The organism is Streptomyces atratus, assembly GCF_040655115.1.
In the GTDB taxonomy this organism is placed as follows: Bacteria; Actinomycetota; Actinomycetes; order Streptomycetales; family Streptomycetaceae; genus Streptomyces; species Streptomyces atratus_D.
In genome coordinates, this window is record NZ_JBFAJH010000001.1 from 1 (window position 1) to 23,629 (window position 23,629).

The following is a 23,629-nucleotide window of genomic DNA, read 5'->3' on the forward strand; positions in this document are numbered from 1 at the left end:
GTCCGCCGGGGCTGCGTAGTCGTGCCGCGGTGCCCATACGTCGAAGCTGAGCAACTCGGTACCGGCGGGCAGGACCACCCTGGAGAACTCGAACGTGTCCGGTACGCGGGGTCAGACGATCGGCAGGCCCTGGGCGGGCAGGCCCCGCGTCGTCGGCAGACCGCCGGTCGGCAGACTGCCCCTGGTCGCCGCACCGGTGGCCCCGCCGACCAGCTCACCGGCGTTGCCCGCGGCCTCACGGGCGGCCCTGTGTGCCGCGGGAGCGGCCTGGCTGCCGACGGTCGTGCCCGCTGCGGGGACGGCCGTCCCGACGATCTTGCCGCCGGTGGCGCCCGCGACCTTGGTGCCCTGCTCGGAGGCTCCGCCGACGGTCTTGCCGAGACCGGCGCCGTCGACGGTCGTCAGACCACCGAGCTCCGGGGCCTGCGGGAGCTCCGCGGCACCTGCGGCGCCGGCCGCACCGACCACGGGGGCTGCACCCGCCGCGATCAACAGCGCGGCACGGGCGATCCGACGGGTCAGGGGGAGGGACATGATGCTCCTTCGACGGGATGTGGAATCTGTCTGTCCGGTGATCGGACGCAGTGACAACCGTCGTGGGGGCGGGGGAGGTTGCGGTGCACCGAGGTAAAGAGTCGGTAATGCGTCACATAATCCACAACGGAGGAACCCGGACAAACGCTGTATTCCCGAACGCCGGATGGACCGTCACTTCTCTTTCCCTGCAAGGGAATCGGTGTGCGATCGAGAGGGTGCCGCAGGTGTGTGGCGGCGGCGGCTCCCGAAAGGACCGGATGACCCCTACGGGGGATCCTTCGTCCTAGCGAACGAGCTGCATGCGGACCTGTGTGGTGCCTGATTCCTCGCGGTCCGTCCGCCAGCCCTCCCCGGTCCTCCACACCCGGCCCGCGTACGCGACCCGGTCGATGCCCAGCGATTCGGCCTGCGCCACCGCCCAGTGCGCGAGCTCCCAGCCGCGCTGCGTCCTGCCGCCGCCCCCAGCGGTCCGCGCCGTCTTCACCGGCACCGAGAACGTGCCCGCGGCCTCCGCCCCGCCCGACGCCCCGTCGCCCGCCGCGTTTGAGGCGGGCAAGACTCCCTTGCCGAAGGCCCGTACCAGCGCCGACCGCACCTTCGTCGCGTCGGCAGGTCCCGCCGCCGTCCGCGTCGGCGTGCAGGTCAGCGCGGCGGGCGTGCGGCCGGTCAGCGCGGCGGCCAGCAGTGCGGCATCCGGCTCGTGCTTCGCGTACGCCTGCGGGAAACCGCTGCGCTGCACCCGTTGCGCGGCGACCGTCAGCGGCAGCCGTGAGTAGCCGGGGACCTCGGCCAGATGCCGGTAGAACTGCCCGGCCGAGTAGACCGGGTCCAGGATCTGCTTCTCGGTGCCCCAGCCCTGCGAGGGGCGCTGCTGGAACAGTCCCAGCGAATCCCGGTCACCGTGCTCGATATTGCGCAGTCCGGACTCCTGCAACGCCGTCGCCAGCGCGATCGTCACCGCGCGCTCAGGCATTCCGCGCGTGGTGCCGACCGCGGAGATCGTCGCGGCGTTCGCGGCCTGCTCCAGACTCAGCCGGTACGTACGCCCCCGGCCCGCCGAACCGTCGGCGGACTGCACGGCGCACCGCTCGACGCCCTTCTTGCCCGAGATGTACTGAATGGTCAGATAGCCGGCCAGGCCGACGAGCACCGCAAAGGCCGCCGCGATACGGAAGAGGCGGCTGCGGCCGGTGTGTCGGCGGGCGGAGGAGGCGGTCCGGGGCACGCGCCCACCGTACTGGAGGGCCCGGCCGGGGCCGACGGCGAAGTCCCTCAGGCCTGTCCGACGGATCACGGCCGGGCCCCGACGCCCGGCACGGGCACCTCGCGGCGTTGAAGAAAAGCCCGAACAGATCCGCGAGGAGGACGCTCCGGCACCTTGCGAAGCACGGCACCGGACGCCGCGATCTGTCCGACCACGAACCGCCGTACAGGCCTTAGGGTCGGGGCCATGCCCGAAAGCACCCTTGACCTCACCCTGGACGGTCCGGCCCTCACCGCCCGCCTCGTCGACTTCCCCTCGGTCAGCGGGGACGAGAAGGAGCTGGCCGACGCGATCGAGACGGCGCTGCGCACGCTCCCGCACCTGACCGTCGACCGGCACGGCAACAACGTCGTGGCCCGGACGAACCTCGGCCGCGACGAGCGCGTCGTACTCGCCGGACATATCGACACCGTGCCGATCGCCGACAACGTCCCGTCCCGGCTCGACGAGAACGGCGTGCTCTGGGGCTGCGGTACCTCCGACATGAAGTCGGGCGTCGCCGTCCAGCTGCGGATCGCCGCGACCGTGCCCGAGCCCAACCGCGACCTCACCTTCGTCTTCTACGACAACGAAGAGGTCGCCGCGCACCTCAATGGGCTCGGGCATGTCGCCGACGCCCACCCCGACTGGCTGGCGGGCGACTTCGCCGTTCTCCTCGAACCGTCCGACGCCCAGGTCGAGGGCGGCTGCCAGGGCACCCTGCGGGTCTTTCTCCGTACGGAAGGGGAGCGGGCGCACTCCGCGCGCAGCTGGATGGGGTCCAACGCCATCCACGCCGCCGCCCCGATCCTCACCCGCCTCGCCGCCTACGAACCGCGCCGGCCGGTCATCGACGGGCTGGAGTACCGCGAGGGTCTGAACGCCGTACGCATCGAGGCCGGCGTCGCCAACAACGTCATCCCGGACGCCTGCACCGTCGTCGTCAACTACCGGTACGCCCCCGACCGCAGCCCCGAGGACGCCCTCGCCCACGTCCACGAGGTCTTCGCGGACTGCGGCGTCGTCGAGTTCACCGTCGACGACCACTCCGGCGCGGCGATGCCTGGCCTCTCCCACCCGGCGGCCAAGGCGTTCATGGCAGCGGTCGGCGGCACCGCGCAGCCGAAGTTCGGCTGGACGGACGTCTCCCGCTTCGGCGCGCTCGGCGTCCCCGCCGTGAACTACGGGCCCGGTGACGCGCTCCTCGCGCACAAGCGCAACGAGCACGTGGTGGTCGAACGGATCACCCACTGCGAGGACCGGCTCCGCTCCTGGCTCACCAGCTGACCCACAGCATTTCCCCTGCCCGTAACCTCGGTGGATCTACCCTGACCTGACACAGCACGTCGTCATGGCGTCACGTCGTCGGAGGGAGCGGGTCATGGGCAGCCCCGAAGAAGCACACGTCCCCGAGGAGCAGCGGCTCGGACCGGTACTGCGCCGCAGGGAACAGGTACAGCCCGGCACCACCGATCAGCGGTTGCTCGACTCCGAGGGCGATTCCGAGTGGGTGCACACCGATCCCTGGCGGGTGATGCGCATCCAGTCGGAGTTCGTCGAGGGCTTCGGCGCGCTGGCCGAGCTGCCGAGCGCGATCAGCGTCTTCGGCTCGGCCCGCAGCCCGGCCGACGGCCCGGACTACGAGGCGGGCGTACAGATCGGCAAGGCGCTGGTCGAGGCCGGTTTCGCGGTGATCACCGGGGGCGGTCCCGGAGCGATGGAGGCGGCGAACAAGGGGGCGCGGGAGGCGAAGGGCATCTCGGTCGGCCTCGGTATCGAGCTGCCCTTCGAGTCCGGGCTCAATCCGCACGTCGACATCGGCGTGAACTTCCGCTACTTCTTCGTCCGCAAGACGATGTTCGTGAAGTACGCGCAGGGCTTCGTCGTCCTGCCCGGCGGCCTCGGCACACTGGACGAGCTCTTCGAGGCGCTCACCCTCGTCCAGACGGGCAAGGTGACCCGTTTCCCGATCGTGCTCTTCGGCACCGCGTACTGGGGCGGCCTGGTGGACTGGCTGCGGAACACGGTGGTGGCACAGGGGAAGGCCTCCGAGAGGGACCTGCTGCTGTTCCACGTCACGGACGACGTGGACGAGGCGGTCGACCTGGTCACGAAGGAAGTCGGCCGCTGACCGCGGTGAGCCTCTCCGGTGACTGAGGAGCGGGATCCGGGGCATCGCCCCGGTTCGGGGAAGGGGCGGGGCAGGGGACAAGCCTTGCGCGGCGGCTCCACCGCCCCGGATCCCGGCTCGCGTCGCCGACCCGCTGACTCACCGCCGCTACGCCAGCCCCCGCCGCGCCACCGCCGGCGCCCGGTGCCCCGCGATCGAGGCCACCATGTCCAGCACCTGCCGCGTCTCCGCCACCTCGTGCACCCGGTAGACCCGCGCGCCGAGCCACGCCGAGACCGCGGTCGTCGCCAGTGTCCCGATCACTCGTTCCTTCACGGGCCGGTCGAGGGTCTCCCCGACGAAGTCCTTGTTGGACAGCGATACGAGGACGGGCCAGCCGGTCTCCGCCATCTCACCGAGGCGACGCGTCGCCTCCAGTGAGTGCCGGGTGTTCTTCCCGAAGTCGTGACCGGGGTCGATCATGATGCCGTCCGGCCTGACCCCGAGCTCCACGGCCCGCTCGGCCAGTCCCACCGTCACCCGCAGGATGTCCGCCATCACGTCGCCGTACGCGATCCGGTGCGGCCGGGTCCGCGGTTCGGCTCCGCCCGCGTGCGTACACACCAGCCCCGCTCCGTACCGCGCGGCCACCTCCGCGAGCTTGGGGTCGACACCGCCCCACGCGTCGTTCAGCACATCGGCACCGGCCTCGCAGACCGCCTCACCGACATCGTGGCGCCAGGTGTCGACGCTGATCACCACATCGGGGTGACGCCGCCGCACCTCGGCGACGAACCCGACGGTGCGACGGGCCTCCTCCGCCGCGGTCACCTCCTCGCCGGGACCGGCCTTCACCCCGCCGATGTCGATGATCGCGGCGCCGGCGGCGACAGCCTGCTCGACCCGGGCGAGCGCGGGCTCGTCGTGGAAGGTCGCGCCCTGGTCGTAGAAGGAGTCCGGAGTACGGTTCACGATCGCCATGATCACCGGCTCGTGCGCCCCGAATTCGCGCCGCCCCAGCCTGAGCGCACCGCTTCGCATCCTGTGTTTCTCCTCTGGATAGATCGCCCATCGCCGCCTGCGACCCTAACTGTCAGTACCGCATGGCACGATCGGAGTCGGACAGGTTTCCGCCCCAGGGGAGATGCGCGTGTTCTGGTTCTTGCTGCTGGCGATGGTGGTGGTCGTGGCCGCGGTCACCCTCGCGGTGGTCGGCGGAGGGAAGAGCCACGTCCTGCAGGACGTGGCGCCCGAGCAGCTGACCGACCCGCTGCCCGCGACCCGCCCGGTCGGCCGCGCGGACGTCGAGGCGCTGCGGCTGCCGGTGGCGGCACGCGGATACCGGATGGCGGACGTCGACGACGCGCTCGGCCGGCTGGGCGCCGAGCTCGCCGAGCGGGACGCGCGGATCGCCGAGCTGGAGTCGGCGCTCGCCGGAGCGCAGGCGACGGCGGTGGGCGGTGTCGGGCTCCTCGAGGAGCCGCAGGACCGGCCGCGGCCCGAGCGGACACCCTGGGCGGCGCCGGAGCCCGGGCAGCAGCCCGACCGGCAGCCGGAGCCGCGTTCCTGGCCCCGGTCCGGATCGCAGCAGGAGCCGCCGCCCGGTCCGGAGTCGGGGCCCCGGTCCGGCGAGGAGCCGCGGCGATGAGCGGCGGCGCCGAAGCGGGGGCGGACGGCCGGCTGCGCTGTCCGTGGGGACTGTCCACCGATGACTACCTCGCCTACCACGACACGGAATGGGGCCGCCCCGTCCACGGCGACGACGCCCTGTTCGAGCGGCTCTGCCTGGAGGCGTTCCAGTCCGGGCTGTCCTGGCTGACGATCCTGCGCCGCCGGGAAGGGTTCCGCAGCGCCTTCGCCGGGTTCAAGGTCCGCGCGGTGGCGGAGTTCACCGACGCCGACAAGGAACGCCTCCTTGCCGACGCCGGGATCATCCGCAACCGCGCGAAGATCGAGGCGACGCTCGCCAATGCCAAGGTGCTGGCCGCATGGTCGGACGGCGAGCTGGACGAACTGATCTGGTCGTACGCCCCGGACCCGGCCACGCGTCCCGCCCCGCGCACCCTCGGCGACGTCCAGGCGGTCACGCCGGAGTCCACCGCGCTCGCCAAGGACCTCAAGAAGCGCGGCCTGCGCTTCATCGGTCCCACCACGGCCTACGCCCTGATGCAGGCGTGCGGCCTGGTCGACGACCACCTGGCCGACTGCGTGGCCCGCGGCACCGGGTCGTAACCGCGCTCCGGGGCCGGCGGTCCCACGGAGGAAGCCGACCCTGCAAGGCCCTACCGCCCCAGATACTTCGGCTTCGCCTTGTCCAGGAAGGCCTGCACCGCGATGGTGTGGTCCTCCGAGGCGCCCGCCTTCGTCTGGAGTTCGTCCTCCTTCTCCAGCGTCTCGCTCAGCGTGTGGCCGGCGCCGTAGGCCAGCGACGCCTTGAGCGCGGCGTACGCCACCGTCGGACCGTCCGCCAGCGTGCGGGCCACCGCCAGGGCCTCTGCGGCGAGGTCGGCCGAGGGCACCAGCTTGTTCACGATGCCCAGCTCGTACGCGTCCTTCGCCGAGATCGAGCGCGGGAAGAGCAGCAGGTCGGCGGCGCGGCTCCGGCCGATCAGCCGGGGCAGCGTCCACGAGACACCTGAGTCCGCGGTGAGGGCGACCCCGGCGAACGAGGTGTTGAACGACGCGGTGTCGGCGACCACCCGGTAGTCGCAGGCGAGTGCGAAGCCGAAGCCCGCACCGGCGGCGACCCCGTTCACCCCGGCGACGACCGGCTTCTCCATCTCGGCGATCGCCCGCACGACGGGGTTGTAGTGCTCCTGCACGGTGCTCAGCGCATTGCCGGAACCCGACTCGCGGGTGGCGGTCAGCGTGGCGACGTGTTCCTTGAGGTCCTGGCCGACGCAGAAGGCGCGCGAGCCGGCCGCCGTGAGCAGAACCGCCCGGACAGCGGTATCGGCCGCGGCCGACTGCAGCCCGTCGCGGAGGGCCGCCTTGGCGGCTGTGTTCATGGCGTTCATCGCGTCGGGACGGTTGATCGTGATCGTTGCGAGTCCGTCCGTCACTTCGTAGAGCACGGTGTCGGCCACGTGGTCCGCCATGTGATGTCCCCTCTGCGCCTCGGGCAATGCCTGTCCAGGCAAGCATGGCCGACATCGCCGAGGGCGAACATGTGACCTGCGTCTAACGATTGCGCCCCGATGGAGGGGTGAAGGCGACGGAGTATCGCAGTCGGATCGCCGAATTGGGTGGTTTTGCGGGAGCGCGTTGCGCAAGCGATGCAGACCGATGTTGGTCATCGGGGTCTGTGATGCGGGATAATGGCCTGGAAGCAATGTGTTCGATGCCGGTGAGACAGCGCCTGTCATGGGGCCGCCGGTTGTTATGAGCTGGTTTCAGGAAGGGGAACGAGCATGGCGGCCATGAAGCCGCGGACGGGCGACGGCCCGCTCGAGGTGACAAAGGAGGGGCGGGGCATCGTCATGCGCGTTCCGCTCGAAGGCGGCGGTCGGCTTGTTGTGGAGCTGACCCCGGACGAGGCCGATGCACTCGGCGACGCCCTCAAGAAGGTCGTCGGCTGACGCAGAGGCGCCCACACTTCGTCACTGCCCCGGCACCCGTGCCGGGGCAGTGATGCGTTCGGAACAAGCCCGTCGAAAGGTGTTCCCAGCCCTTTGAGGCCGCGGGGGGATCGGGGGAGACCGAGGGGGACCGAGGGAGACCGAGGACGCCCGGCCCGGGTGAGGGGCATGGAACCACGAACGGTCACCCACGCCGGACGGCGCACAGCAACCCGTCGCCCACCGGCAACAACGTGGCCATCAGTTCCTGGCTCTCCCGTACCGCCCGCAACAGCTCCCGCAGCCGCAGTACCTCCGCCGGCTGCGCCGCGGAGTCGACCGTACGGCCGTCCGCGAAGACGCCCTCGAAGCAGACCAGACCACCGGGTCGCAGCAGGCGCAACGATTCAGCGAGGCAGTCCAGGCTCTCCAGCCGGTCACCGTCGCAGAACACGAGGTCGTATCCGCCGTCCGCGAGTCGCGGAAGTACGTCGAGGGCCCGGCCTGGGATGAATCGGGCCCGATTGGCCGCGAACCCCGAAGCGCGGAAGGCCTCGCGGGCGAACTGCTGCCGCTCCGGCTCCGGATCGACCGTGGTCAGCACCCCGTCCGGCCGCATCCCGTGCAGCAGATAGATGCCGGACACGCCGGTTCCGGTGCCGATTTCGGCCACCGCCTTGGCGTCGGTCGTGGCAGCGAGCAGGCGCAGCGCGGCGCCGGTGCCTGGTGACACCGAGCGGAGCCCTGCCTCCCGGGCCCGGTCTCTGGCCCAGCGCAGCGCTTCGTCCTCGGCGACAAAGGCGTCGGCGAACGCCCAGCTCGTCTGCCGGTTGGCGGTAATGACCCTCTCCTGTCCCCGTAGTTGGCGCAACGGTGACTGTATCCGCTGCACCCGGGAACCCGCAGATGGGACCGGGCGTTATGAAAGGACAGGGGAAAGCTCATGGATCCGGCCCGCAGATCGGCCCGCGATCATGGGCCGGAGGTTCCCGGGGACGATCCCCGGCCCCAGCAGGAAAAAGGCTTATCCGGAGCTAACGGGCGAGGTGGCTATGGTAGGGACTCCACTGGACACCACCAGAGCCGACAGGGGAGGTGCGGCTGCGCCTGTGGATCGGAGAGGAGTGCTGCGGCGCTTCCTCAGATCGGCGGGTGAGCCGAAATCCGTGACCAACATCGCTGACCGTTCTTCCAACGACTCCGCACCGACCGCGACCTTCGCCTCAGATGCGGAATCCCAGGCGTGGATGCCGCCCTCATGGGAAGAGATCGTCAGCACGCACAGCGGTCGTGTCTACCGCCTTGCCTACCGTCTGACGGGAAACCAGCACGATGCCGAGGACCTCACTCAGGAGGTCTTCGTCCGGGTGTTCCGTTCGCTGTCGACGTACACACCCGGCACCTTCGAGGGCTGGCTGCACCGCATCACGACCAACCTGTTCCTGGACATGGTCCGTCGTAAGCAGCGGATCCGTTTCGACTCGCTCGGCGACGACGCCGCCGAGCGGCTGCCGAGCCGTGAGCCGTCTCCGCAGCAGGTCTTCAACGACACCCACTTCGACGCGGACGTACAGCAGGCGCTGGACACCCTTGCGCCCGAATTCCGTGCCGCGGTCGTGCTCTGCGACATCGAGGGACTTTCGTACGAGGAGATCGCCGCCACCCTCGGTGTGAAGCTCGGGACCGTGCGCAGCCGTATCCACCGCGGTCGCTCGCACCTGCGCAAGGCTCTGCAGCACCGCTCGCCCGAGGCCCGCGCCGAGCAGCGCTCGCTGGCGGGAGCCATGGTGGCAGGGGAGGTCGGGCCGGCGTGAGTGGCACAGGGCCGACCCCTGCGGAACAGCACTTGGGGGACCGCCTCGCCGCGCTTGTCGACGGTGAGCTCAAACATGACGCCCGTGAGCGGGTGCTCGCCCATCTCGCGACCTGCGCGAAGTGCAAGGCCGAGGCTGCCGCCCAGCGGCGGCTGAAGAGTGTCTTTGCGCACTCGGCCCCGCCTTCGCCGTCCGAGGGGTTCCTCGCCCGGCTGCAAAGTCTTCCCGGGGGACCGGGCGGTGACGACGACCGTCAGGGAAGACCGTTCGGGGGCTCCGGGCGGTTCGCCGACGGACTTCTCCCGGTGATGCAGCCTCCCGGCAGCCGTACCGATTCGCCGTCGGGGAAGTCGCCGCTCGGCCGTTTCGGCTATCTCGTGGCCCCGCACGGCTCGACGGCCGTACTCCCGGTCGACGGATCGCGTGCGTCGTTCCGGATCCATGAGGTGGGCCGGGAGGGGGACCGGTCGCCGTGGCGTGGCCGCAGGTTCGCTTTCGCGGCGGCCAGCGCCGTCTCGCTGGCGGCCATCGCGCTGGGCGGCGCCCTGCCGACAGGGGCAGGACCCGACGCCCAGACCCGCGCGGAGGGCGCCGGGAACAACGTGACCCCGCTCGATGCGGCCGCACGGGCCGAGAGCGGCAGCGTGACCAGCCGCCGCAATGGCGGCAGCCTCGGCACGTCCGGCCCCCCCGACGCCGGTTCCACGACTGGTCCCCCGGCCCAGCCGCCGAATACCGCGCCACCCGCCCACGCCCTGTTCGGCACCGCCCGGCTCACGGCCAACCCCTTCGCCGCGGCGGTACTGACGGATGTGTCCGCGACCCCGCTGATACGTCCGACCGCCACCAGCCCCCTGTTCGCCCACGCGCTCGGAAGCGGCCTGAACCCCGTTTCCCCCACGTCCTCCGCGTCCTTGCCGACCGCGTCCTGGGCACCCACGTCGGCGGCCGCCAAGCCCACCCCCGCCGATCGCCGTCAGCCGCTTTCCGCCAGGCATTGACCGGGGTCGGCGCAGCCATTCGCAAACCTGGTTGAATCCCGGGAGGAATGCCGGAAGGGATGTCCTTTCGAGCGCGTGCAGAGACCAGTTGTGACGGTTGCGGGGAGAGCATGGACGACGGGAAGCCCACCGGGCCGAAGGCGAAGTGGTGGAGCCGCCCCACGGCGGGGCGCGCCACCACATCGGCGCCGCAGGACGCCCCCGCTCCGGTGGAGGCACCGGCCGAGGCCGCGCGGACCGTGGGCGCACCGGCCGGTGACCCGGACACCACGGTCGTCGCAGAGGTGAGCCCGGCGCCCGTACTTCCTGCCCAGCCCGCACCGCCCGAGCCCGTGGCGTCCGCACCGCTGGTGGCGCCCGTGACACCCGGGCCCGGTGCGCAGGCACCCGCGGCGATGGCCCAAGCGCCGGCGCCTGCGGTGAAGCCGTTGCACGAGCCCGATCAGTACAGCACCCCGCCGTACGGCGGCCCCGGCCCCTGGGCGCCCGCACCACCCGTACAGCGCCCGGTGCCGACACCGGCGCACGGCACTCCCGTACCCCCGCCGTACGCAGGCACCGGCACGAACGTCGCAGGCATGCCCGCGGCCCCCGCGCCCGTCCCGGCCCCTGCCCCGGCCTTCACACCCCCGCCCCGGCCGCCGCAGTCCTCGCAGTGGCTGCAGTACGACCCCTGGGGTGCGCCCCGGCAGCCACTGACCCACCCCGGCCCCCCGCTCGGGTCGGACGGCGGGCGCAGGAAGAGCCGACGCGGCTCCCTGCTCGTCGGCGCGCTGCTGCTCGCCCTGGTGGCGGGCGGCATCGGCGGCGGCATCGGGGCCTACGTCGAGCGCAACGGCGGTCTGACCACGGTCGAGCTTCCGCAGGCCGCGAGGAACAGCGGCGGACGGGCCCCCGACAGCGTCGCGGGCATCGCCGCCAGCGCGCTGCCCAGCGTGGTCACCCTCCACGTCAGCGGCACCACCGAATCAGGCACCGGCACCGGTTTCGTCCTCGACAAGTCGGGCCACATCCTCACCAACAACCATGTCGTCGCCCCGGCCGGTTCGTCCGGTTCCATCACGGTGACGTTCAGCGGCGGCGAGACCGCGCGCGCCGAGGTCGTCGGCAAGGACAGCGGTTACGACCTGGCCGTGGTCAAGGTCACCGGCGTCTTCGGACTCAAGCCGCTACCGCTGGGCAACTCCGACAATGTGCAGGTCGGCGACCCGGTGGTGGCCATCGGCGCCCCCTTCGACCTGTCCAACACCGTCACCTCCGGCATCATCAGCGCCAAGGACCGGCCGATCACCGCGGGCGGCGAGAAGGGCGACGGCAGCGACATCAGCTACGTCGACGCGCTGCAGACCGACGCCCCGATCAACCCGGGCAACTCCGGGGGCCCGCTTGTCGACACCCACGCCCATGTCATAGGTATCAACAGCGCCATCCGCGCCGCCGACAACAGTTCGTCGACCGAGGGCGGCCAGGCCGGTTCCATCGGCCTCGGCTTCGCCATCCCGATCAACCAGGGAAAGCGGGTCGCCGAGGAACTGATCAACACCGGCAGGGCAACGCATCCGGTGATCGGTGTCACCTTGGACATGAAGTACACCGGTGACGGCGCCAAGGTCGGTGCGAAGGGCGCCGGGGGCAAGGCCGCGGTGACACCCGATGGTCCCGGGGCGAAGGCCGGCATCAGGCCGGGCGACATCATCACCGAGGTGGACGGGCAGCGGGTGCACAGCGGCGAGGAGCTGATCGTGAAGATCCGCGCGCACCGTCCGGGTGACCGTCTGGACCTCGGTCTGACACGTAGTGGTAAAGACCTGTCCATGACTTTGACCCTGGGGTCGGCAACCGGCACCTGACGCCTTGGGCACGCTACCGCCCGGACGGTTTCGCCGGGTACCGTGGGCCGGGTCCGGACATCATCCGACCTGGGCTCGGGGAACACGAGGAGCAACAAGGTGTTCAATGACATAGGCGCACTGGAGCTGGTGACGCTCGTGATCCTCGGCGTGCTGATCTTCGGCCCGGACAAGCTGCCCAAGGTCATCCAGGACGCCTCGCGCTTCATCCGCAAGATCCGCGAGTTCTCCGAGAGCGCCAAGGAAGACATCCGTACGGAGCTGGGCCCGGAGTTCAAGGACTTCGAGTTCGAGGACCTCAACCCGAAGACGTTCGTCCGCAAGCAGCTCATGGACGGCGACGACGATCTCGGGCTGAAGGAGATCCGCGAGAGCTTCGACCTCCGTAAGGAGATGGCCGAGGTCACCGACGCGGTCAACGGCCGCGAGAGCGCGTCCAAGGACTCCGCGGGCGGCGTGTCGGGAAGCGGGGCGATCACTGCGGCGAACGGCTCCCCGGGCGCCCCCGACCTGCTCAAGAAGCGCGAGCAGCCCGCGAAGGACGAGCGTCCGCCCTTCGACGCAGACGCCACCTGACACCGGTCAATCCCGACTCGTCCGGACGGTATCGCTATTCTCCATCTGTCCGGTTGCGAGGACGCCCGAGGGGGGCGGGCCGCTGCGGACCCTTAAGGATCGAGGAGGCGGCCGGCCAGATGGAGACGACGAGTCGGGCAGGCGCGGATGGTGCGCCCAGCACAGTCACCGCAGAGGGGGTGCCGGCGACCCGGCGTACGGTCGACGGCTATCTGCAGGCGTCGTTCCCGTGGTACGGACTGGATGAGGCCTTCACCGGCCCGCGCTGGCTGATGCAGGTCGGCACGGCGGCGGACGGCACGGTGCAGCACGGTTCGACCGGGCACGGTGAGGAGCCTGTGGTACGGGGTGACTCCGGCGGTGAGAAGCAGCGGTTCGCCGTCGTGGTGACGGTGGCGAGCAGTCCCGTACGGCGAAGTGGCGACGGTACGGGGGTGCTGGAGGCGACCACGGTGTCGTCGGCGGCGTGGCTGGCGGGCTCGGGTCTGCTGGTGTACACGTGGCCCCCGCAGCTGGACCACGCGCTGCGCGACGACTGGCTCGACCAGCAGACGGAGACGGCGTTCGAACTCGCCGACGATCTGGAGGGGCCCGCGTGGTCGGCGCTGTCCCTGCCGGTGGACGGTGTTCCGGTGCCGTTCCACTACCGGGAGTCCGAGTTCGGGTGGGTGCTGGCGGGGTCGGCACCGGGCGGGGTGCACATCGGGGCGTACGGGCGGGGGATGAGCGCGTACGGGCTGGGGTTCTCCGTGGTGGAGGACATCACGACGTACGCGTAGCGGGGCGGTGACCGGTTGCCGCATCCTCCTCGATCGTCGTACGGGCGCGACAGTGCCGCCGGGCGGGGCCGACGTGCCCCGCCCGGCGGTTTGTTGTGGCCCCGTCAGAGGGACCGTGGTTCAGAACTTGTTGCGGGGGGTGATGCCCAGCGACATGCCCGACAGACCGCGCCGACGGCCACCGATCCGGTCGGCGATCGTGCGCAGCGCCTTGCCGGCCGGGGAGTCCGGGTCCGAGAGGACCACCGGCTTGCCCTCGTCGCCGCCCTCGCGCAGGCGTACGTCGATCGGGATGGAGCCGAGCACCGGGACCTCCGCGCCGACCGTCTTCGTCAGGCCCTCGGCGACCTTCCGGCCGCCACCGGTACCGAACACGTCGACCATCTCGTCGCAGTGCGGGCACGGCATGCCCGACATGTTCTCGACGACGCCGACGATCTTCTGGTGGGTCTGTACGGCGATCGAGCCGGCCCGCTCGGCCACCTCGGCCGCGGCCTGCTGCGGGGTCGTGACGACGAGGATCTCGGCGTTCGGCACGAGCTGGGCCACGGAGATCGCGATGTCACCGGTGCCCGGCGGCAGGTCGAGCAGCAGGACGTCCAGGTCACCCCAGTACACATCCGCGAGGAACTGCTGCAGTGCGCGGTGCAGCATCGGCCCGCGCCACACCACCGGGGTGTTGCCCGGGGTGAACATGCCGATGGAGATGACCTTCACGCCGTACGCCGACGGCGGCATGATCATGTTCTCGACCTGGGTCGGCTTGCCTTCCGCGCCGAGCATCCGCGGCACGCTGTGCCCGTAGATGTCCGCGTCCACGACGCCGACCTTGAGGCCGTCGGCCGCCATCGCCGCGGCCAGGTTCACCGTCACCGACGACTTGCCCACGCCGCCCTTGCCGGACGCCACCGCGTACACCCGGGTCAGCGAGCCGGGCTTGGCGAACGGCACCTCGCGCTCCGCCGTGCCGCCGCGCAGCGACGACGCGAGCTCCTTGCGCTGTTCGTCGCTCATCACGTCGAGCGTGACGTCGACCCGCGTGACGCCTTCGACCTTCGCCACCGCGTCGGTCACGTTCTTGGTGATGGTCTCGCGCATCGGGCAGCCGGAGACAGTGAGATACACCGTGACAGCGACCGCACCGTCAGCTGCGATCTCGACCGACTTGACCATGCCGAGTTCGGTGATCGGTCGGTGGATCTCCGGGTCGTTCACTGTCGCCAGCGCTTCGCGCACCGCGTCTTCGGTAGCCATACGGACGATGTTACGGCGCCTGGTCCTACGCGCGAGTAGCATCCGTCAGCGGTCTTCGTCACTCTCGGCCGGGTACCGGGCCTGCCGGTCGTCCAGGTCCCTCGCGAGGTCTTCCAGTTCGGAGCGGATCCAGTCGCGGGTGGCGACCTCGCCGAGACCCATGCGCAGCGACGCGATCTCCCGGGTGAGGTACTCGGTGTCCGCGATGGAGCGCTCGCTCTGCTTGCGGTCCTGCTCGTAGGTGACCCGGTCGCGGTCGGCCTGCCGGTTCTGCGCGAGCAGGATCAGCGGGGCCGCGTACGAGGCCTGGAGCGACAGGACCAGCGTCAGGAAGATGAACGGGTACCCGTCGAACCGCCACGTCACGGGCGCGAAGGCGTTCCACACCACCCAGATGATGATGACCAGGGTCATCCAGGCGATGAAGCGCCAGGTGCCCAGGAACCGGGCGATCCGTTCGGAGAGCCGGCCGAACGACTCGGGGTCGTAATCGGGCAGCAGCCGACGCCGCGGGGCCTTCGGCTGGTCCAGCCGGGAACGGGGCGGGCGCGCGATGCCCGAGGCACCCGCCGGCGCTCCCTTCGCGCGGTCCTCACCGGCCACGGGCGACCTCCTCCCCACCGTGGAAGTCGGTCTCCCGCCAGTCCTCGGGCAGCAGGTGGTCGAGTACGTCGTCGACGGTCACCGCGCCGAGCAGTGATCCGCTCTCGTCCACGACCGGCACCGAGACCAGGTTGTACGCGGCCAGATAGCTCGTCACGACCGGCAACGGAGTGTCCGGAGCGAGGGGGATGAGATCGCTGTCGACGATCGAGCTGACCAGGGCGTACGGGGGATCGCGCAGCAGCCGCTGGAAGTGCACGGTGCCCAGGTACTTGCCGGTCGGTGTCTCGTCGGGGGAGCGGCACACGTACACCTGGGCCGCGAGCGCCGGGGACAGATCCGCCTGCCGGACCCGCGCGAGCGCGTCGGCGACGGTTGCGTCCGGCCGCAGAATGATCGGCTCGGTCGTCATCAGACCGCCTGCGGTCCGTTCCTCGTACGCCATCAGCCGCCGCACGTCCGCCGCGTCGTCCGGGCGCATCAGCGTCAGCAGCCGCTCCTTGTCCGCCTCGGGCAGTTCGGACAGCAGGTCGGCCGCGTCGTCGGGGTCCATCGCCTCCAGGACGTCCGCGGCGCGCTCCTCCTTGAGCTTGCCGATGATCTCCACCTGGTCGTCCTCGGGCAACTCCTCCAGGACGTCGGCGAGCCGGTCGTCGTCGAGCGCGGCGGCGACCTCGGCCCGGCGCTTGGGCGACAGATGGTGCAGGGCGTTGGCCACATCCGTGGGGCGCAGCTTCTCGAACGTGGCGACCAGCGACTCGGCCCCCTGTCCGTGCTCCTCCAGAGAAAACCCGCTGACCGCCGACCAGTCGACCGTCAGGGTCTCGCCCTTGCGGCGCAGCGCCCCGCCCCTGCCCTTGCGTACGAAGTACTTGTCGATCTCCCAGTCGCGGCGGGCCGGGAGCTGCTGGATCGCGACATCGAGGATGGTGACCTCCTCGCCGGTCTCCACGAGGCGGACCCGCCGGTCGAGGAACTCGCCGAGCACGAGGCGTTCGGTGGGCCGCTGCTCGAAGCGCCGCATGTTGACGACGCCGGTGGTGATGACCTGACCGGACTCGATCCCCGTCACCCGGGTCATCGGGAGGAAGATCCGGCGGCGGCTGAGCACCTCGACGACCAGGCCGAGCAGCCGGGGCGGACGGCCGCCGACCCGCAGCATCGCCACCAGATCGCGGACCCGGCCCACCTGATCCCCGTTGGGGTCGAAGACCGGCACGCCGGAGAGGTGCGAGACGAAGACCCGGGGGGCGCCTGCCACCATGCTCTGTGCCTCCTTCCGTCCCGTAGCGAGGATGTGGTCCGTTCAGGGGTGAATTCCACCGTTATGACGGGATCAGGCTAGCCCGTACCGCTCCGGGTCGGCCCGGTGAGCAGTCCGTACGGCTCTGCGCCGTCCGGCGCAGGCGACACGGGTACGCTGCGGTCTGCCAGCCCCGACCCGCAGATGAGAGGCAGTGCGCCTGTGACCTCTTTTGTCCCGCCCGTCCGGACCCGCCGCCGGACCGCTCTTGCCGTCGTTCTCTGTGCGGGGCTGACCGCGGCCCTGACGGCGTGCGGCGACGAGGATCCGGACAAGGGGACCAACGGCATCGGCAGACTCCCGGCGGCCCAGATCGAGAAGAAGACGCAGGCGGCGGCTGCCTCCGCGGACGCGGTGCGGCTGGCCGGGACACTGGTCAGCAAGGGCGGCACGTACAAGCTCGATATGCGGCTCAAGGAGGACGGCGGCACGGGCTCCGTCACCTCGAAGAGCAGCACGTTCGAGCTGCTGCGGATCGGTGACCAGGTCTATTTGAAGGCTGACTCCGGCTTCTGGAGCCATGAGGAGAAGGACAAGCAGAGCAGCGATTCCGGTGCGGCGGCGGGGGACAAGCTCCAGGACAAGTATGTGAAGGTCCCGCAGGACGACCCGACGTACAAGCAGTTGCGCGGCTTCACGGACATGAAGACCCTGCTCGACGGGATGCTCACGCTGCACGGCAAGGTCAACAAGGGTGACCGCGGCAAGGTCGGCTCCGTCCGCACCATCCAGATCCTGGGCGGCAAGGGTGAGGGCGGGGCACTCGACGTCTCACTGAAGGGCACGCCGTATCCACTGCGGTTCGCCCGTGGCGGCGGCGGAGGCATCATCACGCTCGCCGACTGGGGCAAGGACTTCATGCTGGAAGCCCCGGCCAAGGACGACACCGTCGACTACGGGCAGCAGCTCCCCAAGACGGCCTCGTGACGCCGCAGGCGTCAGCTCCAGTCCTGGTCGTCACACGGCTGTCTGCCGTGCGATGTCCTGCGATCGCACGCACTGGACGCCGCCGGGCCCGCCCTTCGGGCGGACGGCGGGACTTCCGACACACGCCCTAGCGGCGGCGCTTCAGCAGCAACCGCAGAAGGGCGTCGGGGACGGGGTGGCGGGTGGTCGCCGGGGTCGGCAGCGGCGCCGCGGCGTGCGAGCTGTCCGACAGTTCCGTACGGAACTCGCCGGGCGTCAGCCGCAGCACCCGGCATTCGCGCGCCCAGCGCTCGGTCATCTGCTCGGCGTCCGGCGCGTTCAGCCGCTTGCCCTTGAGTTCGGGGACCGCCGCCTCCCATTCCTCGGAGTGCGGCGCGAGCTCCGTCACGGCGGCGGTCCAGGCGATCAGCCGGCCGCCCTTGTCCTTGCTGCGCACGGTCACCTCGGCGGCGGACCCGTCGGCGAGACCGGCCGGGAACGGCTGCTCGCCGGGGCCGTCCCCGACGAGATGGGCCGCGCCCTCGTGCCATACGTGCCACAGCGCCCGTGCGGGCCCGGTGCCCCGCACCCAGATCAGGCCGGACTTCTTGGTGGCCTCCTCGACGAGGGCCGGTCCGAGCAGCGAGTCAGCGACAGCAGCAGTCATGCTGTCAACTCTATTAGAGCCAGCCGTTGCGCTTGAGCGAGCGGTGGATGGAGAAGCAGACGACCCCGATGACGCCCAGCACCATCGGATAGCCGTACGTCCACCGCAGCTCCGGCATGTGCTTGAAGTTCATGCCGTAGACGCCGCAGATCATCGTCGGTACGGCGATGATGGCCGCCCAGGACGTGATCTTGCGCATGTCCTCGTTCTGCGCCACGGTCGCCTGCGCCAGGTTGGCCTGCAGGATCGAGTTCAGCAGTTCGTCGAAGCCGATGACCTCCTCGTGCACCCGCGCCAGGTGGTCGGCGACGTCCCGGAAGTACTTCTGGATGTCCGGGTCGACCAGCCGCATCGGCCGTTCGCTGAGCAGCTGCATCGGCCGCAGCAGCGGGGAGACGGCCCGCTTGAACTCCAGGACCTCACGCTTCAGCTGGTAGATGCGGCTTGCGTCCGAGCCGCGCGGGCTGCCTTTCGCGGGGGTGGAGAAGACCTCGATCTCCACCTCGTCGATGTCGTCCTGGACGGCGCCGGCCACGGCGATGTAGCCGTCGACGACATGGTCGGCGATGGAGTGCAGGACCGCCGAAGGTCCCTTGGCGAGCAGCTCGGGGTCGTCCTGCAGCCGGTGGCGCAGGGCCCGCAGCGAGCCGTGTCCGCCGTGCCGGACGGTGATGACGAAGTCCCGGCCGGTGAAGCACATCACCTCACCGGTCTCGACGACCTCACTGGTCGCGGTGAGCTCGGCGTGCTCGACGTAGTGGATGGTCTTGAAGACGGTGAAGAGCGTGTCGTCGTACCGCTCCAGCTTGGGCCGCTGGTGGGCGTGGACGGCGTCCTCGACGGCGAGCGGGTGGAGGCCGAACTCCCTGGCGATCCCGGCGAATTCCTCCTCGGTCGGCTCGTGCAGGCCGATCCAGGCGAAGCCGCCGTCCTCGCGTACCCGAAGCATCGCTTCGTGCGGGGTCAGACAGCCGGCGCTCTCCACGCGGCGTCCGTCGCGGTAGACAGCGCAGTCGACGACCGCGCTGGAGGCGGACGGGTCACGGGTGGTGTCGTAACTGCTGTGCAGGGCGTTGGGCTTGCGCAGGGACGGGCGCACGGCGGCGCGCAGGTCGCGGATCATCGACATGGCTGGCTCCTTCACGGAGGGCCGTCGTCGGGCGCGTGGAACAGCCCGGAATGGGGACGTGTGCTCACGTCCGCAAAGCGGGCGGCACCGCGGCGGCGCGATGACGGCGTTCGCTACAGACAGGCAAAAAAGGAATGCTCTTCCGTCGTGCGCAACGCCCAGGGTCCTGACGGGGGAGGCGTCAGATCACCGAAGAAGGGTGAGGGGCGGAAGAGCGGTTGGTACTGCACGATCGACTTCGATCCATTGCAGCCCCACCTCCTCCAGCCGGTCCCCCGTGGGGGATGACGTGTTGTCGGGACTGAGAGCGACGCTTCTGCGTGCTGTCCCGACCAGCGGCCAAGACTATCAGCCGGCTCCGGGCCAATCCCTTACTTTGCCCGTTCCATACGCGACCTATGCTCGCGGCATGGAAGAAATTCTTGCTCTGGTCGAGGCCCGGCTCCGTACGGCTCTCGGTGAACCGGACGCGCGCGCCGCGGTGACATTTCTCGGCACGGACCGGATCGAGATACTCCGCTTCATCGACGGCGATGTGGTGCGCTACGCCACGCTCGGCATGTCCGCCCGGCCGATGTCCGATCCGACCGCGGCCCTCGCGGACCCGGTGAAAGGGCCGCGCGCCGAACTCGTTCTCTCCGTGCGGGCTGGGCTCGCCGACACGGACAAGGTGCTCCGCGCGCTGGCCGTGCTGGCGGCTTCCCCGCAGGTCGAGGGGTTGATTGTGGCTCCCGGCGCCTCGCTGGACCTGGGGGAACCGCTGTGGCCCGGGGCGCCGTTCTGCTCCGTACTGGTCGCCGAGCCGGGAGGGCTGGTCGAGGACCTGGAACTGAATGAGCCTGCGCCGCGCAGCGGCTCCGTGGGGGGCGGCGGCCCGGAGACGGGCGGGCCGATGGAGCCGGTGCGGTTCCTGCCGCTGCTGCCGATGACGCACAACGAGGCGGCGTGGAAGCGGGTCCGCGGGGCGCAGGAACTCCAGGAGCGGTGGCTGTCGCACGGGACGGATCTGCGGGATCCGCTGCGTACCTCTGTGACGCTGGACTGAGACGAACGCCATACGGACAGGGGGGAAGCCCCGCCGCGAGGCCAGGAGGGGGAGCCGCGGGCGGGGCGGAACAGGGTTCGCGCAAGGGTCAGTCGGCGAAGACCGTGACGCCGTCCTCGGCGGCGTGCTTCGGCTCCAGCTCCTCCGCCTCGTGGGTCAGCGCCGTGCGCCGGGCCCAGACGACGGCGGCGCCGACGACGGCCGCGACCGCGGCGACCACGAACGGGATGTGGATGTTGCTCCATTCCTCGATCTTGGGGGCGAGGTACGGGGCGGCTGCCGCGGCGAACCAGCGGACGAAGTTGTAACCCGCGCTCGCCACCGGGCGCGGCGCGTCCGAGACGCCGAGCGCCAGCTCCGTGTAGACGGTGTTGTTCATGCCGATGAAGGCGCCGGAGACGACCGTGCAGACGATGGCCGTGGTGTGGTTGCCGTAGCCGAGGATCAGCAGGTCGGCGGCGAGCAGCACCAGTGAGGCGCCGAGCACCTTGAGCGAGCCGAAGCGCTTCTGCAGCCGGGGCGCGACGAGCACCGAGAAGACCGCGAGCAGCAGACCCCAGGCGAAGAAGACCGCGCCGGACTTGTACGGCGTCATGTTCAGCACGAACGGCGTGAACGCCAGGATCGTGAAGAAGGCGTAGTTGTAGAAGAACGCCGACGTCGCGACCGAGGCGAGGCCACCGTGGCCGAGCGCCCTGACCGGGTCGAGCAGTGAGGTCTTGTGGGCGGGCTTCGGCTGTTCCTTCAGGAACGCCGTGATGCAGATGAAGCCGATCGCCATCAGGACCGCGGTGCCGAAGAACGGGTAGCGCCAGCTGGCGTCGCCGAGAAGTGCGCCGAGCAGCGGCCCGCACGCCATGCCGAGGCCGAGCGCCGACTCGTACAGCAGGATCGCCGCCGAGCTGCCGCCGGCCGCCGCGCCGACGATCACGGCGAGCGCGGTCGAGACGAAGAGCGCGTTGCCGAGCCCCCAGCCGGCCCGGAAGCCGACGAGTTCCGCGACGGACGACGAGGTGCCGGAGAGGGCGGCGAAGACGACGACGAGCGCGAGACCGGTCAGGAGGGTCTTGCGGCCGCCGATCCGGCTGGAGACGAAGCCGGTGACGAGCATCGCGACCGCGGTGATCAGGAAGTACGAGGTGAAGAGCAGGGACACCTGGCTGGGCGTCGCCTCGAGCCCCTTGGCGATGGACGGCAGGATCGGGTCCACCAGCCCGATTCCCATGAACGCGACAACAGAGGCGCCCGCGGTGGCCCAGACGGCCTTCGGCTGGCGCAGGATGCTGCCCGCCCCTTCATCGAACGGATCCTCTCCCTGCATGGGCCTTCTCGCTCTCCACTAGATCGATGCGTTATGCACAGAATAAATTAGAGGAACTAATGATTGCAAGTTACATCTAATGTCCCTGATGGGAGCCACGCTGCGGACGGGTGATCGTCCTTGACGCGGCGACAGCCGCGGAGGACCGTTGGTCGCTATGAGGGGCGAACCCAGTTGCCCGAAGTGCGGAGGCCGGGTCAGGGCGCCCGGTCTTTTCGCCGACACCTGGCAGTGCGCGGTGCATGGCGCCGTGTCTCCGCTGCAGCCGGTGATTCCGCCCAGCGTCGAGGCGCTCGGGGTGGTGGTGGCCCGCGCTCAAGTGCCGGTGTGGATGCCCTGGCCGCTGCCGGTCGGCTGGCTGTTCACCGGTGTCGCGTACGCGGGCGACGACCGCAGTGGCGGCCGCGCCACCGTCGTCGCCTGCTCGGGCCCTGGTCCACTCGGCGGTATGGGCGAGCTGCTGCTCGTCGCCGAGGAGTTGGGGGTCGGACTCGGTGCGCGCTACGCCGGGATCGACGGCCCCGACCCCGGCCCGTACCTCAATGTCGACGGACCTCCCGACGCCAAGGTGCTCGCCGCCGGACGCCCCACCTCGCTCTGGCACGTCAAGGGCGCCCCCGAGGACCGGGCGGTCTTCGCCGGTGAGGCGCGCGGGCTCTGGCTCTGGGCGATCGTCTGGCCGGAGCAGTCCGGGCTGCTGATGTACGACGAGCTGATACTGACCGATCTGCGCGAGGCCGGGGCGGAAGCCGACCTCGTGCCGTGCGGGGCGCTCACACCACGGCTGCTCGACCGGCCCTGACCGCCGGTTGCCCGCCCGGCCGCCGCTGTGACCGGCCGGGCGCTGTTCGAATGCCGGTTATCCTTGGGCGTTCCCCCTGTCCGGCTGCGAGCACTGGAGTACACGTCGTGCGCATCGACCTGCACACCCACTCCACCGCCTCGGACGGTACGGACAGCCCCGCGGAGCTGGTGCGGAACGCCGCCGCCGCGGGCCTCGATGTCGTCGCCCTCACCGACCACGACACCGTCCGCGGCCATGCCGAGGCGATCGCCGCGCTCCCCGAGGGCCTCACCCTCGTCACCGGCGCGGAGCTCTCCTGCCGGATCGACGGCGTGGGGCTGCACGTGCTCGCGTACCTCTTCGACCCCGACGAGCCGGAACTGGCACGCGAACGCGAACTGGTGCGGGACGACCGGGTGCCGCGCGCAAAGACCATGGTCCGCAAGCTCCAGGAGCTCGGCGTCCCGGTCGAGTGGGAGCGGGTCGCCGAGATCGCCGGGGGCGGCTCGGTCGGCAGGCCGCACATCGCCACCGCGCTCGTCGAGCTCGGTGTCGTCGAGACGGTCTCCGACGCCTTCACGCCCGAGTGGCTCGCGGACGGCGGACGCGCCTACGCGCAGAAGCACGAGTTCGACCCGTTCGACGCGATCCGACTGGTCAAGGCCGCCGGTGGCGTCACCGTCTTCGCCCACCCGCTCGCCGTCAAGCGCGGCGAAGTGGTGCCCGAGGCGGCCATCGCGCGGCTCGCCGCCGCGGGCCTCGACGGCATCGAGGTCGACCACATGGACCACGACGAGCCGACCAGGGCACGGCTGCGCGGGCTCGCCAAGGAACTGGGGCTGCTGGCCACCGGCTCCAGCGACTACCACGGCAGCCGGAAGACCGTACAGCTCGGCGAGTACACCACCGACCCGGAGATCTACGGCGAAATCACCCGGCGCGCCACGGGAGCCTTCCCGGTGCCGGGCGCCGGCGGGCCCCGCCACGCGTAAGAGGCCGCGCAGACAGGTGGGGCGGCGTCGCGTGCCGATGGGCGGCGCCCGGCGGCGTTGTCGTCGGTCGACGACGCTCCGCGTCGCCTCCCTCCTCCGCCTTGCCAGACTTGCCCCTCGCCCCGCTCCGTCCTCCACCCCACCTGTCTGCGCGGCCT

General features: G+C 70.6%; 24 protein-coding genes and 2 pseudogenes. 14 read left to right on the forward strand and 12 right to left on the reverse strand.

Features of this window, described 5'->3' with window-relative positions; genetic code table 11:
- The 3 genes and pseudogenes from AB0I23_RS00005 to AB0I23_RS00015 form a co-directional block, all read right to left on the reverse strand.
- A pseudogene (locus tag AB0I23_RS00005) lies at positions 1-102 on the reverse strand (FHA domain-containing protein); the annotation flags it as partial.
- Positions 103-111: 9 nt separating this feature from the next.
- Positions 112-534 carry an ATP-binding protein gene (locus AB0I23_RS00010; RefSeq protein WP_359105157.1) on the reverse strand — a complete coding sequence of 141 codons (423 nt, stop codon included), beginning with the start codon at positions 532-534 and terminating at the stop codon, positions 112-114.
- 286 nt (positions 535-820) lie between these two features.
- Positions 821-1,762, reverse strand: a complete 942-nt coding sequence (locus AB0I23_RS00015) for a hypothetical protein (RefSeq protein ID WP_359105159.1) — start codon at positions 1,760-1,762, stop codon at positions 821-823.
- 225 nt (positions 1,763-1,987) lie between these two features.
- On the opposite strand from AB0I23_RS00015, the gene dapE reads away from it, so the two are divergent.
- On the forward strand, positions 1,988-3,067 hold the full coding sequence (gene dapE, locus AB0I23_RS00020) for a succinyl-diaminopimelate desuccinylase (protein WP_359105162.1): 1,080 nt from the start codon (positions 1,988-1,990) through the stop codon (positions 3,065-3,067).
- Between the two features lie 94 nt (positions 3,068-3,161).
- Entirely contained in the window at positions 3,162-3,911 is a 750-nt protein-coding gene (locus AB0I23_RS00025; protein WP_359105165.1) for a TIGR00730 family Rossman fold protein, read from the forward strand.
- 147 nt (positions 3,912-4,058) lie between these two features.
- Here the strand turns inward: AB0I23_RS00025 and folP are convergent, their stop codons facing one another.
- Entirely contained in the window at positions 4,059-4,931 is an 873-nt protein-coding gene (gene folP / locus AB0I23_RS00030) for a dihydropteroate synthase (protein WP_359105168.1), read from the reverse strand.
- A gap of 103 nt (positions 4,932-5,034) precedes the next feature.
- Between folP and AB0I23_RS00035 the strand changes: the two are divergent.
- Positions 5,035-5,385, forward strand: a pseudogene (locus AB0I23_RS00035) (hypothetical protein); the annotation flags it as partial.
- A gap of 149 nt (positions 5,386-5,534) precedes the next feature.
- Positions 5,535-6,122, forward strand: a complete 588-nt coding sequence (locus tag AB0I23_RS00040; RefSeq protein WP_359105173.1) for a DNA-3-methyladenine glycosylase I — start codon at positions 5,535-5,537, stop codon at positions 6,120-6,122.
- A 50-nt stretch (positions 6,123-6,172) separates the two neighbouring features.
- Here AB0I23_RS00040 and AB0I23_RS00045 read toward each other — a convergent pair whose 3' ends face one another.
- Positions 6,173-6,988 (reverse strand): enoyl-CoA hydratase/isomerase family protein, encoded by an 816-nt coding sequence (locus AB0I23_RS00045; RefSeq protein ID WP_359105175.1) that lies wholly within the window; start codon positions 6,986-6,988, stop codon positions 6,173-6,175.
- 312 nt (positions 6,989-7,300) lie between these two features.
- Here AB0I23_RS00045 and AB0I23_RS00050 point away from each other — a divergent pair, with 312 nt between their 5' ends.
- Positions 7,301-7,468, forward strand: coding sequence for a DUF3117 domain-containing protein (locus tag AB0I23_RS00050; protein ID WP_003966491.1), 168 nt, complete (start codon positions 7,301-7,303; stop codon positions 7,466-7,468).
- 184 nt (positions 7,469-7,652) lie between these two features.
- Here AB0I23_RS00050 and AB0I23_RS00055 read toward each other — a convergent pair whose 3' ends face one another.
- The gene (locus tag AB0I23_RS00055) at positions 7,653-8,318 is read right to left on the reverse strand and encodes an O-methyltransferase (RefSeq protein WP_037688857.1); all 666 of its coding nucleotides are present in this window, start codon (positions 8,316-8,318) and stop codon (positions 7,653-7,655) included.
- Positions 8,319-8,499: 181 nt separating this feature from the next.
- Between AB0I23_RS00055 and sigE the strand changes: the two genes are divergently transcribed.
- From sigE to AB0I23_RS00080, 5 genes are all read left to right on the forward strand, one after another.
- Positions 8,500-9,261 (forward strand): RNA polymerase sigma factor SigE, encoded by a 762-nt coding sequence (gene sigE / locus AB0I23_RS00060; protein ID WP_359105178.1) that lies wholly within the window; start codon positions 8,500-8,502, stop codon positions 9,259-9,261.
- Positions 9,258-10,262: a zf-HC2 domain-containing protein gene (locus AB0I23_RS00065; RefSeq protein WP_359105181.1), complete on the forward strand. Its 1,005-nt coding sequence runs from the start codon at positions 9,258-9,260 to the stop codon at positions 10,260-10,262. Before sigE ends, AB0I23_RS00065 begins: the two co-directional genes overlap by 4 nt.
- Positions 10,263-10,372: 110 nt before the next feature.
- Positions 10,373-12,112, forward strand: coding sequence for a S1C family serine protease (locus AB0I23_RS00070; RefSeq protein ID WP_359105183.1), 1,740 nt, complete (start codon positions 10,373-10,375; stop codon positions 12,110-12,112).
- Positions 12,113-12,211: 99 nt separating this feature from the next.
- Entirely contained in the window at positions 12,212-12,688 is a 477-nt protein-coding gene (locus AB0I23_RS00075; RefSeq protein WP_359105186.1) for a sec-independent translocase, read from the forward strand.
- Positions 12,689-12,807: 119 nt separating this feature from the next.
- Positions 12,808-13,467 carry a hypothetical protein gene (locus tag AB0I23_RS00080; protein ID WP_359105189.1) on the forward strand — a complete coding sequence of 220 codons (660 nt, stop codon included), beginning with the start codon at positions 12,808-12,810 and terminating at the stop codon, positions 13,465-13,467.
- 120 nt (positions 13,468-13,587) lie between these two features.
- Here the strand turns inward: AB0I23_RS00080 and AB0I23_RS00085 are convergent, their stop codons facing one another.
- The 3 genes from AB0I23_RS00085 to AB0I23_RS00095 are packed head-to-tail and all read right to left on the reverse strand — an operon-like array spanning position 13,588 to position 16,588.
- On the reverse strand, positions 13,588-14,721 hold the full coding sequence (locus tag AB0I23_RS00085; RefSeq protein WP_359105192.1) for an Mrp/NBP35 family ATP-binding protein: 1,134 nt from the start codon (positions 14,719-14,721) through the stop codon (positions 13,588-13,590).
- A gap of 45 nt (positions 14,722-14,766) precedes the next feature.
- Positions 14,767-15,324 (reverse strand): DUF1003 domain-containing protein, encoded by a 558-nt coding sequence (locus tag AB0I23_RS00090; RefSeq protein ID WP_359105194.1) that lies wholly within the window; start codon positions 15,322-15,324, stop codon positions 14,767-14,769.
- Entirely contained in the window at positions 15,314-16,588 is a 1,275-nt protein-coding gene (locus tag AB0I23_RS00095) for a magnesium transporter MgtE N-terminal domain-containing protein (RefSeq protein ID WP_359105197.1), read from the reverse strand. The genes AB0I23_RS00090 and AB0I23_RS00095 overlap by 11 nt, the downstream gene beginning before the upstream one ends.
- A 201-nt stretch (positions 16,589-16,789) precedes the next feature.
- On the opposite strand from AB0I23_RS00095, the gene AB0I23_RS00100 reads away from it, so the two are divergent.
- A complete protein-coding gene (locus tag AB0I23_RS00100; RefSeq protein ID WP_359105200.1) occupies positions 16,790-17,554 on the forward strand; it encodes a hypothetical protein in 765 nt (254 codons plus the stop codon).
- A 127-nt stretch (positions 17,555-17,681) separates the two neighbouring features.
- Here the strand turns inward: AB0I23_RS00100 and AB0I23_RS00105 are convergent, their stop codons facing one another.
- A complete protein-coding gene (locus tag AB0I23_RS00105) occupies positions 17,682-18,200 on the reverse strand; it encodes a hypothetical protein (protein WP_359105202.1) in 519 nt (172 codons plus the stop codon).
- A 13-nt stretch (positions 18,201-18,213) separates the two neighbouring features.
- Positions 18,214-19,329 carry a magnesium and cobalt transport protein CorA gene (locus AB0I23_RS00110; protein WP_359105205.1) on the reverse strand — a complete coding sequence of 372 codons (1,116 nt, stop codon included), beginning with the start codon at positions 19,327-19,329 and terminating at the stop codon, positions 18,214-18,216.
- Between the two features lie 409 nt (positions 19,330-19,738).
- Here AB0I23_RS00110 and AB0I23_RS00115 point away from each other — a divergent pair, with 409 nt between their 5' ends.
- Positions 19,739-20,374, forward strand: coding sequence for a suppressor of fused domain protein (locus AB0I23_RS00115; RefSeq protein ID WP_359105208.1), 636 nt, complete (start codon positions 19,739-19,741; stop codon positions 20,372-20,374).
- 88 nt (positions 20,375-20,462) lie between these two features.
- Here AB0I23_RS00115 and AB0I23_RS00120 read toward each other — a convergent pair whose 3' ends face one another.
- Positions 20,463-21,695, reverse strand: coding sequence for an MFS transporter (locus AB0I23_RS00120; protein ID WP_359105210.1), 1,233 nt, complete (start codon positions 21,693-21,695; stop codon positions 20,463-20,465).
- A 157-nt stretch (positions 21,696-21,852) separates the two neighbouring features.
- Between AB0I23_RS00120 and AB0I23_RS00125 the strand changes: the two genes are divergently transcribed.
- Positions 21,853-22,497 carry a DUF6758 family protein gene (locus AB0I23_RS00125; protein ID WP_359105213.1) on the forward strand — a complete coding sequence of 215 codons (645 nt, stop codon included), beginning with the start codon at positions 21,853-21,855 and terminating at the stop codon, positions 22,495-22,497.
- Positions 22,498-22,604: 107 nt separating this feature from the next.
- Complete coding sequence (locus AB0I23_RS00130; RefSeq protein WP_359105215.1) at positions 22,605-23,471, forward strand: PHP domain-containing protein; 867 nt, start codon at positions 22,605-22,607, stop codon at positions 23,469-23,471.
- Positions 23,472-23,629 lie beyond the last annotated feature (158 nt).

What these genes read in the sequence shown, in the direction of transcription:
- AB0I23_RS00010 (WP_359105157.1), bottom strand. Translation starts at nt 534, where the DNA reads ATGTCCCTCCCCCTGACCCGTCGGATCGCCCGTGCCGCGCTGTTGATC.
- AB0I23_RS00070 (WP_359105183.1), top strand. Translation starts at nt 10,373, where the DNA reads ATGGACGACGGGAAGCCCACCGGGCCGAAGGCGAAGTGGTGGAGCCGC.
- AB0I23_RS00120 (WP_359105210.1), bottom strand. Translation starts at nt 21,695, where the DNA reads ATGCAGGGAGAGGATCCGTTCGATGAAGGGGCGGGCAGCATCCTGCGC.
- AB0I23_RS00110 (WP_359105205.1), bottom strand. Translation starts at nt 19,329, where the DNA reads ATGTCGATGATCCGCGACCTGCGCGCCGCCGTGCGCCCGTCCCTGCGC.
- AB0I23_RS00095 (WP_359105197.1), bottom strand. Translation starts at nt 16,588, where the DNA reads ATGGTGGCAGGCGCCCCCCGGGTCTTCGTCTCGCACCTCTCCGGCGTG.
- AB0I23_RS00085 (WP_359105192.1), bottom strand. Translation starts at nt 14,721, where the DNA reads ATGGCTACCGAAGACGCGGTGCGCGAAGCGCTGGCGACAGTGAACGAC.
- AB0I23_RS00105 (WP_359105202.1), bottom strand. Translation starts at nt 18,200, where the DNA reads ATGACTGCTGCTGTCGCTGACTCGCTGCTCGGACCGGCCCTCGTCGAG.
- AB0I23_RS00045 (WP_359105175.1), bottom strand. Translation starts at nt 6,988, where the DNA reads ATGGCGGACCACGTGGCCGACACCGTGCTCTACGAAGTGACGGACGGA.
- AB0I23_RS00115 (WP_359105208.1), top strand. Translation starts at nt 19,739, where the DNA reads ATGGAAGAAATTCTTGCTCTGGTCGAGGCCCGGCTCCGTACGGCTCTC.
- AB0I23_RS00080 (WP_359105189.1), top strand. Translation starts at nt 12,808, where the DNA reads ATGGAGACGACGAGTCGGGCAGGCGCGGATGGTGCGCCCAGCACAGTC.
- folP (WP_359105168.1), bottom strand. Translation starts at nt 4,931, where the DNA reads ATGCGAAGCGGTGCGCTCAGGCTGGGGCGGCGCGAATTCGGGGCGCAC.
- AB0I23_RS00040 (WP_359105173.1), top strand. Translation starts at nt 5,535, where the DNA reads ATGAGCGGCGGCGCCGAAGCGGGGGCGGACGGCCGGCTGCGCTGTCCG.
- AB0I23_RS00125 (WP_359105213.1), top strand. Translation starts at nt 21,853, where the DNA reads ATGAGGGGCGAACCCAGTTGCCCGAAGTGCGGAGGCCGGGTCAGGGCG.
- AB0I23_RS00025 (WP_359105165.1), top strand. Translation starts at nt 3,162, where the DNA reads ATGGGCAGCCCCGAAGAAGCACACGTCCCCGAGGAGCAGCGGCTCGGA.
- sigE (WP_359105178.1), top strand. Translation starts at nt 8,500, where the DNA reads ATGGTAGGGACTCCACTGGACACCACCAGAGCCGACAGGGGAGGTGCG.
- dapE (WP_359105162.1), top strand. Translation starts at nt 1,988, where the DNA reads ATGCCCGAAAGCACCCTTGACCTCACCCTGGACGGTCCGGCCCTCACC.
- AB0I23_RS00050 (WP_003966491.1), top strand. Translation starts at nt 7,301, where the DNA reads ATGGCGGCCATGAAGCCGCGGACGGGCGACGGCCCGCTCGAGGTGACA.